A 13,767-nucleotide genomic window follows, 5' to 3' on the forward strand; every position below is an offset into this window, starting at 1 on the left:
GTTAGTTTTATGACTATCGGTTAAGTAATTGCTTAACCCTTAAACAAACTATCATCTAATTTTCATGATGTAAAGTAAAATTCTGTCAAGAAATGTAAAGTTTATGAGTCACAGAAAATGAGAGAAAAATGAAATTAAGTGAAAATATACATCATGCTAAATCATCAATACGTACAAAATCTGGATAGCATAATATTTTTTCAAACTTAGAGACTGCTAAGAAAGTTACACAATAATGAGTTTATAGAATAACGCTTGTTTATTGCATATGATTATTATTATTATTATTTAATATCCGTAAAATTATTACTGTGTAAGGGTTTCATGTATAACATTTAACGCCACTCTAGGATCTATTAGCAAATCCTAAGTGGTAAAATTATCCATTAAAAATTACCTTGAAATATCTAAAAAGCACATTATATATTTTGTCTATATGACTACTATTGTATTTTTTCTATGACTACTATTGTATTTTCCATAGGATTACTATTGTATTTTCCATATGATTACTATTGTATTTTTCATAGCATACGTGGCCATACAAAACTAAGTATTTTAGCGTGATCAGATGGAATCTTGAATGCATAAAATCTTTGATAATGGTGCTTTGGAATGTCGCTAACACACCCTACGTATCCTTTCCTTTTAAAGATCAAACTGGATCTTTATATATACAGCCTAAATTACGTGAACTTTTACAAATTGTTTTAATGAAAAAAAGCTACACAAATAAGTATTAATACTCAATAATAGACGGGCAGGAAAAAACGCAGTATCTTATGTAACGAAAAGTAAACTAGTTCGTGATGGCTACTCCAATCAAATTCCTATAGATATAAGTAATGAGACAAAATTAATTACACAAATATTTGGACTGAAATCCTTAATGGACTGAAATCCTTAATGGACAAAGGATTGGTAAATAAATAATAGTAATTAATTCTATCCAGGTACTTACCTCATCCATCTTGAAACCTAAAGTGAAGTTTTTGTCAGTTTAAAACCCCTTCCCTCAATCCCCTCTCCTTAGGTAAGGGGAGGGTAGGTTTTGCTTTAGCAAAACCGGGGTGGGGTAATTCGATAAACTACAGGTTTCATCTTGAACGTGGTTTAAATTAAAATGGCCTGTGAATTTTATTTTTTTCAGAAATTATGTCTACAGAAGGGACTCCTGTTAATATTCCACAGACAGCTTTAGCCGCTTTGGTGGATGTTTTTGTGCAGCAAGGTCATCCACGTCAATATGCTGAAGCGATGGCGACTTCAATCATTTTTCAGACTGATTTAGATTTACGGAATGCTCAGATTGCCAATCTCTTAGCCTGGCTGAAACAGGAGCATAATGATATCTATCCCTCAGCCTTAGATGTAGTTGGCAAAACTTCCGAAGAATTTGAACGTCGAGTTCAAGAAGGTTAAGTGTCTAGACTCGATTTGGTGAATTTCAAAAAATAGGGTCAAAAATTAGCTGTTTCAGCTAATTTTTTCCTCAAAGGTTTCCCACTTACCAGGTATTCTTATGACTAATTTCAAAATTATTTCTCCTCTATCTGCGATACCTACTACCAGCGAAGCTATCGCTCAACAAACCCGTCAAGCTGCTAGTAAGCTGGCAGTTCTCTCCTCTGAGGCCAAAAATCAAACTATTGAAGCGATCGCTCAAGCTTTAGAATTGGCAAAAGATGATATTCTGCAAGCAAACCTGGCTGATTGTCACGCAGCAACAGCGGCAGGAATCGCTAAACCCCTTTATAAACGGTTGCAGTTAGATGAACATAAATTAAGGGATGCGATCGCTGGTGTGCGAGATGTTGGTAAACTAGAAGATCCTATTGGTAAAGTCCAAATTCATCGAGAAATTGACACTGGTTTAATTCTCAAACGCATTACCTGTCCTTTAGGCGTTTTAGGCATCATTTTTGAAGCCCGTCCCGAAGCCGCAATTCAAATAGTTTCCTTAGCAATTAAATCCGGTAATGGTGTCATTCTCAAAGGTGGTAAAGAAGCAATACATTCTTGTACAGCCATAGTTAAAGCCATTAAACAAGGATTATCTCACACAGCAGTTAATCCTGATGTGGTGCAATTGTTAACCACGAGAGAAGAAATATTAGAACTTTTGCAATTAGATAAATATGTAGATTTAATTATTCCCAGAGGTTCTAATGCTTTTGTGAAATTTGTCCAAGATAATACCCGCATTCCCGTATTAGGTCATGCTGATGGCATTTGTCATCTTTATGTAGATCAAGCCGCTGATATTGCCAAAGCTATTAGTATTACTGTAGATTCTAAAATTCAATATCCCGCTGCTTGTAATGCCATTGAAACTTTGCTAGTTCATAGTAGCATTGCTGCCGAATTTCTCCCCCAAGTTGCCACAGCTTTACAAGCACAAAATGTAGAATTAAAAGGTGATGAACGGACTATACAAATTTTATCTGATATTGCCACAGCCACAGAAATAGACTGGCAAACAGAATACAGCGATTTAATTTTAGCCATTAAAATTGTTGATTCTTTAAATGAAGCAATATCCCATATTGAAAATTATGGTTCTCGGCACACAGAAGCAATCATTACTGAAGATATTACAGCCGCAGAAACATTTCAAGGCTTAGTCAATGCAGCAGGAGTTTATCATAATTGTTCTACTCGTTTTGCTGATGGTTTCCGTTATGGATTTGGTGCTGAAGTGGGAATTAGTACCCAACAAATGCCACCTCGTGGACCAGTTGGGTTAGAAGGTTTAATCACATATAAATATCAAATGTCTGGGAATGGACATATTGTCAAAAGCTACACAGGTGCAAATGCAAAATCATTTAGTCACCGTGATTTGTAATCATATTATTAATCTCGTTCCCAGTCTCTGACTGGGAATGCTGAATTGCGGCTCTGCCGCTAGTGATAGAGGAGGCAGAGCCTCATAGCTGGCATTCCTAGTCGGAGTACAAGGAAATATATTTGACGGGAGGCAGAGCCTCATAGCTGGCATTCCTAGCCGGAGTCTAGGAACGAGGGAAAGTCTTTAAACTAAGGCTTTTAATAAAGCTTGTAGTTTAAGTTGCACTTCGGCAAATTCCTTTTGAGGATCTGAACCAGCAACAATACCCGCACCTGCATACAGTCTGGCATAATTACCATCAATTAAAGCCGAACGAATCCCCACAATAAATTCACAATTTCCTTCTCCGTCTACCCAACCTAAAGGGGCTGCATATAAACCCCTTTCAAAACTTTCATAACGGCGAATTTCTGCACAAGCAATATCTCGTGCTGCCCCGGCAACTGCTGGAGTAGGATGCAGTTTAGCGACGATTTGTAAAGGGTGAATATTATTGGGAACTACTGCACTAATTGGTGTCCATAAATGTTGGATATTAGATAATTGTCGCAGTCTGGGGGCTAAAACTTGGGGGAATAAACCCAGTTGAGATAAATGTTGAGTAATAAAATCTAGAACCAGTTTATGTTCGTGTTTTTCTTTGGTACTATTAACTAAATTGTTAGCATTTGTAGCATCTTCTGTGGGTGTTTTTCCCCTTGGTGCAGAACCTGCCAAAGCATCAGTAATTAACTGTCGTTTGTGAATACTAATTAATCGTTCTGGACTAGCACCAATAAAGTTTTGTCCTTGACCATTACTGGTGGAAAATACATTGCAATTAGGATGTATTTGGCGGAGATTATTTAAAGATTGTAATAAGTTAAAATCATGATTAGCACTGACATCTAAGATATCAGCTAAAACAATTTTTCTTAACTGGTTAGCATGAATTATTTCTAAAACTGAGGAAACAGAAGTTTTAAATTTTTCACCGTTATTAGTGATTTTTTTATATAAGTTTAAGGGAAATTTATCAATATTTAGAGAATGGGTATGCAAAGATCTAATAATTTCTAAATGGCGTTGTAAATTATCCAATATTCTGCTAATCTTAATCCTAGAATTGATAATTGTATTCATTACTAATGTGCAGCGATTATTTTTTAAAGCTATTTGCCAACAAGGTAGGAAAACCGTAGCAGAAGGAAATGGACAATCTACTTTTTTATGCTGATCAAAAAAACTGAAAGTACAAAAAAATCGAGGTAGGGAAAAAGTCTGATTTTCGTGAGAAATAGGAATTATATTTTTCAGACAATTTTTAATAAATTCTTCTGATTCTGTAAACCTATCTTTACCAGAAATTTCTATTTTATCTAAAGTATCAATTGCTGCTATTGCTTCACCATTACTTTTATTTTCAAAATAAAAGTTTATGGTATTTTTCTGATTAAATTGATCAAAAACCAGCAAAGGATCAACTAAGCCAATTTCTAGGGGAATACTCACAATTTTACTATAATTATGGCGACGGCAATTTTCCTGAATCTCTAATAGTAATTGATTAAGGTATTTGTAGTCTACAAAGGTGTGGCTGCGACATGGTGAAATTGTCATGGATGTATAAGTTAATTTTTATTAAGTTATCTTCCTAAAATGTAATAAATCATGGTGGTATTTTTATAGGTAACATAATTCAGTCACCATTAACCAGCATAAACTTAGCTTGATTATGGGGTTTATCCTGTTTTGGCGGCAAGATAGCAGGTTTCATGGCAGGATATTCGCCTATAATCATAAAACTAGCATTTTTTGGTAATTTACCAAAGTTAAACAATTTTAGATTGATTGTACCCATAAGTGATCAACAATCCTAAATCTAAAATAGCTAGTACCGCAGTGCGGAATTAAAAATTAAAAATTAAAAATTAAAAAAGCAGATTACACAAGCTTTTGTCAAATTTTTAATGGTTGATTAACTTACGCCGTTGTGTACTAGTCAAGTATCATGCAAAATTATAAAATTTAACTGATAACTAAAGTTCTGGTAATTTAATTAATCACAACTGATGACTTCAACTCAGATTTCACCACCTCAAGCTAAACTATGGATGGCGGCTATTAAACCGCCAATGTACAGTGTTGCTATTATGCCGATTTGGGTAGGTTCGGCGGTAGCATTTAGGGAAATAAAGATTTTTAATCCCATAATATTCTCCTTGTTTATTGCTGCGGCAATTTTGATTTTAGCTTGGGAAAATATTAGTAATGATGTCTTTGATGCCGAAACAGGAATTGATCAGAATAAACATCATTCATTGGTGAATTTAACTGGTAACAAAACCTTAATGTTTTGGATAGGAAACCTGTGTTTAGGTTTGGGTTTGTTGGGAATAATAGCGATCGCTATTTTGCAAAAAGACCCCACAGTTATTGCTATAATCCTCTTATGCTGCTGTTTGGGCTATATGTACCAAGGTCCCCCTTTCCGTCTAGGATACCAAGGTTTAGGGGAAATTCTCTGCTTTTTTGCCTTTGGTCCTTTGGGTATGAGTGCGGCTTATTATAGTCAAACTCAAACCTGGTCTATGACCAATTTAGCAGCTTCGGTAATTTTGGGCATTGTTACCAGTTTAGTGTTATTTTGTTCCCATTTTCATCAAGTTGTAGATGACATAGCCGCAGGAAAGAAATCTCCTATTGTGCGTCTAGGAACTCACACTGGTGCAAAGGTTTTAGTGGGTTTTACTGCGAGTATTTATCCTCTAATTTTGTTATTTGTGATTTTGAATATTTTCCCAATTTGGACATTACTTAGTTTTCTGAGTTTACCTTTTGCGGTGAAATTATGTCGTCATGTTTTAGAAAATCACAACCAACCAGATAAAGTCAGCAATTCTAAATTCATCGCTATCAGAGTTCAGTTTGTGAGTTGCTTATTTTTGGGTTTAGGATTTATGCTTGGTTAAGTTACATTAAGAATAAACGAACCACAGAGGCACAGAGGACACAGAGGAATGAGAGTTTGAATGTTTTTTATTTGGAAGTCCTTCATGGTTTATCAATTTTCCTTCCGTTACTTTAGTCAAAAATTCACAAATCCCATTATTACTAATCATGGGGTTTGGGAAACCCGCGAATGTATCATTATTCGCTTGATTGATGCAAAAAATAATGTTAGTTGGGGGGAGATTTCTCCCATTTCTTGGTTTGGTTCAGAAACTATCAAACAAGCTTTAGATTTTTGTTATCAACTTCCAAAAGCAATTACTCAAGAGATAATTTTAGCGATTCCAGATAATTTACCAGCCTGTCAATTTGCTTTTGAATCTGCTTTGGTTATGGAAAAAGCTACTAATTTTAATCTCACCTACAGCGGCTTATTATCAGCGGGAAAATTAGCTTTAAATCAATGGGGTAATTTATGGGAACAAGGATATAAAACATTTAAATGGAAAATTGCTGTTGATGATATAAATCAAGAATTAGAAATATTTGATTTACTAATTTCTAGTTTACCAATATCAGCAAAATTACGTTTAGATGCTAATGGGGGACTTACTTATCAAGAAGCTGAATTATGGTTACAAAAATGTGATCAATTCTTACCGAAAATTGAATTTATCGAACAACCTTTACCTGTAGATAAATTTACAGAAATGCAAGAATTAAGTAATTCATATTTTACAACAATAGCCTTAGATGAATCTATCGCCAATCTTCACCAATTAGAATTATGTTTTCAGAAAGGTTGGCGGGAAATTTTTGTGATTAAACCGGGAATAGTCGGTTCACCATTTCGGTTAAGGGAGTTTTGGAAAAAACATCAAATTGATGTTGTATTTTCATCGGTATTTGAAACCGAAATTGGGAGACAAGCTGCATTACAATTAGCAGCAGAATTATCTGGTAATAACCGCGCTGTTGGTTTTGGAATTAACCACTTTTTTCAACTACAAGAATCAAACTGGCTAGAAAGTCTATGGAAAACCTTTTAGATAATATACAAAATTATGATTGGCTAATTTGTGATCATAGTCAAGAATTACCACAAATAGCCACAGAATTATATTTAAAATTAACTCAGTTATCAACCCCAAAAATTATTATTGCAGAAAGATCACCAGTGAGATTTTTAGCCAGTTTTATTGCAGCTTGTGCGGCTAAATGTCCGGTTTTTCTCTGTAACCCAGATTGGAGTCAAGCTGAATGGGAACAAGTCTTTAATTTAGTGCAACCAGATATAGTTTTAGGAATAGATTATCACTTTTCAAAATCACCAATTATCAATTATGAATTACCAATTACTAATACTATCATGATTCCTACGGGTGGTTCATCAGGAAAGATAAAATTTGCTATCCATACATGGCAAACATTAACTACTTCAGTGCAAGGATTTACAGAATATTTTCAAATCAATGCAGTTAATTCATTTTGTGTATTGCCATTATATCATGTGAGTGGGTTAATGCAATTTATGCGTTCCTTCACAACAGGAGGTAAATTAGTCATAACCTCATCTAAAACCTTAGAAAATTCTCAATTACCAAATATTAATCCCCACGATTTCTTTATATCTTTAGTTCCTACCCAATTACAAAAATTCCTCCAAAATCCCGAATTAACCCAATGGCTATCAAAATTTTCTACAGTTCTGTTAGGAGGTGCGCCACCGTGGGATGAACTATTAGAAAAAGCGAGATTTCATCAGATTAGATTAGCACCTACCTATGGAATGACAGAAACCGCTTCTCAAATAGCAACTCTTAAACCTGATGAATTTTTACAAGGTAAATTTAATAGTGGAAAAATTCTTCCCCATGCTAAAATCATCATTGATAATCAACCAGGAAATATAAATATTCAAAGTCAATCTTTAGCATTAGGTTATTATCCCCAAATGTGGGAAAATAGAGATAACTTTGTAGTTGATGATATTGGTTTTTTAGACAATTACGGCTACTTACATATTATTGGCCGCAACAGTGACAAAATCATTACAGGTGGTGAAAACGTTTACCCAACAGAAATAGAATCAGCGATTAGAAAAACAAACATGGTCATAGATGTCTGTGTAATTGGTATAACTGATAAACATTGGGGACAAGCATTAACAGCCATTTATATTCCCAAAGATAGAAATATCTCCCCCAGAGAAATTCAAACCCAAATAAAAAATCAACTGAGTAAATTCAAAATTCCCAAACATTGGATTTCCCTACCAAACCTACCCCGTAACGCCCAAGGTAAAATCAACCGTCAACAACTCCAACAAATCGCCGCAGATTTTCTAATCAGATCCCCGACTTCTTTAAGAAGTCGGGGATCTATATCCTCTATATCCTGAAATCACATAACCTCCTCCCTCGACCTTCTTCTCTCTGCGCCCTCTGCGTCTCTGTGGTTCGTTTCTAACCAATGATTCATATAATCTGGTAATTCCTGCTTAATTTTACTACTGGCATCAATACAAACGTGCCTAGTAATTGCCTTAGCAATCATTACTTCATCTCCTGTCATTTCATAGGTAATTTCAAACTTATCCGAACCTATTTTTTCCGGTAACAAACTAATTACTAAATTGTCACCACAATACATAGGACGAAAAAAATCTACATTAGCATGAACAATAGGAAAACCTACAGATGGATTAGTAAAAAATGATTTAAGATTAATACCAGAAGCTGCTAATGAAACCTCATAAGCTTCATGACAAATTCTGAAAATATTGGCGAAATAAACGACTCCAGCCGCATCAGTATCTTGAAATCGGACAGTGTAGTAATATGTAAAAGCCATGTTGAAAATTTCCTCAATTCAAATTTACTATCACACATCATTTTATTTCATATTAACTATTAATAATTAATAAAAACTAACCTATGGTTATTCGATATCTTTTGTAACAGCAAGTTTTTTATGCAATAATCACTAATGCAGTGTGATTTTGCACACTTGTTTTTTCAGCAACATAATACAACAATAATTACAGCAAATAGTTGACTATGAATATGATACAGCTTGGTTCATTGGTGCATTCTCAGACAAATAATTTAGGAGTAGCAAAGGTAGTTGATATATCTGATACAAAAGCAACAGTTGAGTATTTCTGTTCTGTTAGTCAACGCATATCCGAAACTTTCCTATTAAATGCCCTATCTCAAACCAAGCTACAACGTCAAACTCGATGCTATATCTGGCTAGAAAGCCAAGCTGTCTGGATAATAGGTAGAGTCTGGGCTTGGGATGAAGAAATTGAAGAATATGAAGTTCACTTACCTGATAAGAAAGTGATTTTTGTCAGCGAAGAGGAAATTTATGTGCGCTGCAATATTCCTCAAGCAAACCCCATGGAAACTTTGTCCATCAAAGCTCATGAAACACCCTACTTTTATCATAGACGATTGACTTTTGTGCAAGCCCTGATTTCCCAACGTGCTGTTTGTCGCGGAATGACAGGATTAATATCTGCAAATATTCAGCTTTATCCTCATCAAGTTGAAGTTGTGCGGCGGGTGCTAGAAGACCCTATACAACGCTATTTGTTAGCAGATGAGGTGGGACTGGGAAAAACCATTGAAGCTGGTGTAATTCTGCGCCAATACCTGTTAGATGAACCAAAAGGGCGGGCAGTAATTATAGTTCCCCAATATTTAGTAGCGCAATGGCGACAAGAATTAGAACAAAAATTTTATCTTTCCCATTTTCCTAAGCGAGTAGCCATCATTACTATTGATGAACTTCAGAAAATTAATCCCAGAGTAAAAGTTGATTTTGTGATTATAGATGAAGCTCATCATATTGCAGCTTTGGCAAATTCTCAAAATTCTGGAGAACGTCAAATATTTGAACTTTGTAAACATATTGCCCATAAAAGCGATCGCTTACTTTTATTATCTGCAACTCCTGTACTCAGTAATGAGAGAGATTTTTTGGCAATGTTACATCTACTTGATCCTGACACCTATCACCTCAATGATTTAGTTGGGTTTCGCGCCAGAGTGGAAAATCGTCAACAGATTGGTAAACTTCTTTTCTCTTTTAAAGAAGGTGTAAATCCTTTTGTGATCAAATCTAATATTAAGCTGCTGCGTAGCCTATTTGCAGAAGATAAATATTTATTAAGTTTGGCGAATGATTTGGAAAATTGTTTACAAACAAAAGCCACGGAAACAGATGCAATTATTCAGTCTATTCGCATCCATATCAGCGAAACCTATCGTTTACATCGGCGAATGTTACGTAACCGTCGGGCTTCGGTAGAAGATGTTATTTTTGACAGAAATATTGTTCCTCAAGAAGAATATGATTTAGACGAGCGAGCAATTGATATTCACGAACTTCTTGATCAATGGCGTTCTCTTGCACCTCATCAACAGGAATATCAGCGGATTTATCTACTATTTTTCCTAGCATCTGGGACTTGGTTAGGAATCTTAGAACAGGTAATTACAGCACGTCAAGGTAATAAGAACCAGTTACAAAAACTTGTGCAGGAGTTTGGAGAAAAAGATATCAATATCTTGATGCAGACACAAAAGTTTGCAGGTGAAGAGGAGATTTTAACATCCTTACTGAAAACGATTCAACAACGTGCAGAAGAAGGAGAAAGGATCGATCATTTACAAACAATGCTGTTAAATCAGTTGGGTATTTATTTCAAACTACCGCCATCTGTGCGTCGAAATAAGCAAGATCTACTCACAAAAATACAGCAGAGAATTCGTAGACCTGTTTCTGATGATATTCTCCCTAAATTTGTTATCTTTACAAGTTTTGGACAAACCTGTACAGAAATTGTTCGCTATTTAATTCAGACCTTTGGAGAAACAGCAGTAGTTAGTCATCAAATTGGGGAATCAAGAGCAAAGCTAGAGAAGAATTTAACTGATTTCCAGAATAACCCAAATTGCTTTATTCTTGTATGCGATCGCTCTGGGGAAGAAGGACATAATCTTCAGTTTGCAGACTGGTTAATTCACTTTGATATTCCCTTATCAACTAACCGTTTAGAACAAAGAATCGGCAGACTTGATCGCATTGGGAGTAAAATCAATTTCCAATCTTGTGTATTTCTGGGTATTTATTCAGAAGACAGTCCTCATAATGCTTGGTTTCAACTATTAAAAAATGGTTTTAATATCTTTCAGCAATCAATTGCGAGTTTGCAGTTTTATATAGATAAAAAACTGCCAGAATTAGAAACAACCTTGTTTGAATTGAGTGCTGCGGGAATATTAGCAATGGTTGAGCCACTCCAGGAACAAATCCAAGGAGAATTATTGAAGATTAATGAACAATATGCAATTGATGAAATTGATGCCCTTGATGATAATGCAACAGAATATTTTCAAACATTAGATGATGATGATGCTTGTCATCAACGAATGCAGCAAGCAACTGAAGCTTGGATTTGCCAAACCATCAACTTTCGGCGGAGTTTAGATGTGAATAAAGAAGGAGTAATTAGCTATTATCCTGATAAAAATACCTTGATATCATTAGATGAACTAAAAACTCATTTCGCAGCTTGTACAAATAATATCGGCACTTTCAACCGCAGAGTTGCTAACAGAAGTACCGAAGTTAATCTTTATCGAATTGGTGAAAGATTTATTGACTCCCTATCATCTTATATTCATTGGGATGATCGAGGACAATGCTTTGCAATGTGGAGATTTGCACCATCTTGGGATGCTAGTCCAGGGAGGGAATGGTTTGGTTTTCAATTCAACTATGTCATCGAAACCAACTTAGCCAAATGTGTTAAAAACCCCGCTCAATTAAAAACCATCCAAAGATTAGCAGACGGACTATTTGCACCCAGTTTAGAAACCATATTTATTGATGCTCGTCATGAACCTATGAGCATTGTCGAAGACGTAGAACTACTGGAAATATTACAAACTCCTTATCAAGCTAAAGGTAGTCCCTATCGAGATTACAACTTAGCTAAAAATCGCCTATCTATTCTTGATGATTTTGTTGAATCTAGTCAATGGGCTGATTTTTGTTGTCGTGCTAGTAATTCCAGTTTAAATCTCTTATCTCAACGTCCAGATTTTCAAGAATTGTGCGAAAAAAGTGCTAAACGTGCCGAAGAAAAGCTTGGTAAAAGATTAGAACAACTTCGTTTAAGGATTAATAGATTTAATCAAGAACAGCAAATTAATGATCCACTATTACAGCAAGAACTTTTGCAAGAAACAGCATTAAACCAAGAAATTATTGCCGGAATTAGACAACCACATATTCGCTTAGATTCTGTGGGTTTTATCATTGTTTCTGGACAAAATTTACAGCTAAATCAGGAAGGTGAATAATGACAGATTGATTTGTGATAACTTAAATACTCCATTGGTTAATAACCCTTTTCTGTCACTCTCCGAGTATAATGAATAAAAGGATCAGCAAATAAAACTCTACAAGGCAGGTGGAGCAATGGATGTAGAATTACAAATCTTAAAGCATTTGGCAAGAGATGCCCAGCCAACAGTGAGAGTTATAGATGAATATTGTGCAGAGTATAAGGACCTTTACTGCTTGGATTTAATCAGCTTATTGATGCAATGAATGGATTTCTTCCCTTTTATTCTTCTGGATAATTTAGTTCATTTACTACTTGTTTAATTCGGAGAGTGACAGAAGAGGGTTAGTCAGTCTTTCGCAATTCTCAATCTAAAATGCTATAATCTTTCAGCGATCGCCTTAGGAGCTTGGCAAACCTAAATTTTGTAAATATTCCTAATTGGCACACTTTCCGGTTAGGATAGTATATCCGTTCTATTAAAACTCCCGTCCCAGTAATTTTGAAAAATCCTATACTTAGAGGCAAGAATGGCAGCTAATACCGAGACTTCTGGCAAGCAAAAAGCGTTAAATATCGTCCTGGGACAAATTGAGCGCAGCTTCGGGAAAGGAGCAATTATGCGCCTGGGTGATGCCACCCGCATGAAGGTAGAAACAATATCCACCGGGGCGCTCACCCTAGATTTAGCTTTAGGTGGTGGTTTACCTAAAGGACGGGTAATCGAAATCTACGGACCAGAAAGTTCTGGGAAAACTACCGTCGCCCTTCATGCCCTCGCAGAAGTGCAGCGAAATGGCGGTATTGCCGCATTTGTAGATGCTGAACACGCCCTAGATCCTACCTATGCCGCTGCGTTGGGTGTAGATATTGACAACTTACTTGTTTCCCAACCAGACAATGGCGAATCAGCATTAGAAATAGTTGACCAACTTGTGCGTTCTGCGGCTGTTGATATTGTTGTTATTGACTCCGTTGCCGCTTTAGTTCCCCGCGCTGAAATTGAAGGGGATATGGGGGATATTCACGTAGGTTTACAAGCTCGGTTAATGAGTCAAGCCCTACGGAAAATTACTGGTAATATTGGTAAATCTGGATGCACAGTTATTTTTATTAACCAGTTGCGGCAAAAAATCGGTGTCACCTATGGTAGTCCAGAAACTACAACGGGTGGTAATGCGCTGAAATTTTACGCTTCCGTGCGCTTGGATATTCGCAGAATTCAAACTTTAAAAAAAGGAACTGATGAATTTGGCAACCGGGTCAAAGTCAAAGTAGCGAAAAATAAAGTTGCACCACCTTTTAGAATTGCCGAATTTGACATTATCTTTGGCAAAGGAGTTTCTACCATTGGTTGTTTAGTGGATATAGCCGAAGAAACTGGTGTTCTTCTTCGTAAAGGTGCTTGGTATAGCTACAGTGGTGAAAATATTTCCCAAGGTCGAGATAACGCGATTAAATATTTAGAAGAAAAACCCGAATTTGCGGCCAAAGTTAAGGAACAAGTTCTGGAAAAACTCGATAAGGGGGCGGTAGTTTCTGCTAATTCTGTAGTTCAACCTCATGACGTTGAAGAGGAAGAAGAAACTGATTTAGAAGAAGAATAAACATAGGAGAATTCAGG

10 protein-coding genes are annotated in these 13,767 nt (G+C 35.9%); 7 read left to right on the top strand and 3 right to left on the bottom strand.

Annotated elements, in window-relative coordinates:
- Positions 1 to 1,155 precede the first annotated feature (1,155 nt).
- Entirely contained in the window at positions 1,156 to 1,422 is a 267-nt protein-coding gene (locus tag FJR08_RS08590; RefSeq protein WP_168632871.1) for a hypothetical protein, read from the top strand.
- Positions 1,423 to 1,522: 100 nt separating this feature from the next.
- Entirely contained in the window at positions 1,523 to 2,848 is a 1,326-nt protein-coding gene (locus FJR08_RS08595; protein ID WP_168632872.1) for a glutamate-5-semialdehyde dehydrogenase, read from the top strand.
- Positions 2,849 to 3,034: 186 nt separating this feature from the next.
- Here FJR08_RS08595 and FJR08_RS08600 read toward each other — a convergent pair whose 3' ends face one another.
- On the bottom strand, positions 3,035 to 4,450 hold the full coding sequence (locus FJR08_RS08600) for an isochorismate synthase MenF (RefSeq protein WP_168632873.1): 1,416 nt from the start codon (positions 4,448 to 4,450) through the stop codon (positions 3,035 to 3,037).
- A gap of 79 nt (positions 4,451 to 4,529) precedes the next feature.
- Positions 4,530 to 4,691 (bottom strand): hypothetical protein, encoded by a 162-nt coding sequence (locus FJR08_RS08605; RefSeq protein ID WP_168204480.1) that lies wholly within the window; start codon positions 4,689 to 4,691, stop codon positions 4,530 to 4,532.
- Positions 4,692 to 4,902: 211 nt separating this feature from the next.
- On the opposite strand from FJR08_RS08605, the gene menA reads away from it, so the two are divergent.
- The 3 genes from menA to FJR08_RS08620 all read left to right on the top strand — a co-directional run bounded on the left by menA (position 4,903) and on the right by FJR08_RS08620 (position 8,183).
- On the top strand, positions 4,903 to 5,802 hold the full coding sequence (gene menA, locus FJR08_RS08610) for a 2-carboxy-1,4-naphthoquinone phytyltransferase (protein WP_168632874.1): 900 nt from the start codon (positions 4,903 to 4,905) through the stop codon (positions 5,800 to 5,802).
- 84 nt (positions 5,803 to 5,886) lie between these two features.
- A complete protein-coding gene (locus tag FJR08_RS08615) occupies positions 5,887 to 6,831 on the top strand; it encodes an o-succinylbenzoate synthase (protein ID WP_168632875.1) in 945 nt (314 codons plus the stop codon).
- Positions 6,816 to 8,183 (top strand): 2-succinylbenzoate--CoA ligase, encoded by a 1,368-nt coding sequence (locus FJR08_RS08620; RefSeq protein WP_168632876.1) that lies wholly within the window; start codon positions 6,816 to 6,818, stop codon positions 8,181 to 8,183. The genes FJR08_RS08615 and FJR08_RS08620 overlap by 16 nt, the downstream gene beginning before the upstream one ends.
- 2 nt (positions 8,184 to 8,185) lie before the next feature.
- Here FJR08_RS08620 and FJR08_RS08625 read toward each other — a convergent pair whose 3' ends face one another.
- A complete protein-coding gene (locus FJR08_RS08625) occupies positions 8,186 to 8,635 on the bottom strand; it encodes a thioesterase family protein (protein ID WP_168632877.1) in 450 nt (149 codons plus the stop codon).
- Positions 8,636 to 8,841: 206 nt separating this feature from the next.
- Here FJR08_RS08625 and dpdE point away from each other — a divergent pair, with 206 nt between their 5' ends.
- On the top strand, positions 8,842 to 12,159 hold the full coding sequence (gene dpdE / locus FJR08_RS08630) for a protein DpdE (RefSeq protein ID WP_323294465.1): 3,318 nt from the start codon (positions 8,842 to 8,844) through the stop codon (positions 12,157 to 12,159).
- Between the two features lie 514 nt (positions 12,160 to 12,673).
- Positions 12,674 to 13,750: a recombinase RecA gene (recA, locus tag FJR08_RS08635; protein ID WP_168632878.1), complete on the top strand. Its 1,077-nt coding sequence runs from the start codon at positions 12,674 to 12,676 to the stop codon at positions 13,748 to 13,750.
- Positions 13,751 to 13,767 lie beyond the last annotated feature (17 nt).

The sequence above is a fragment of the Dolichospermum sp. UHCC 0260 genome, from assembly GCF_009711985.1.
Classification (GTDB): Bacteria; Cyanobacteriota; Cyanobacteriia; order Cyanobacteriales; family Nostocaceae; genus Dolichospermum; species Dolichospermum lemmermannii.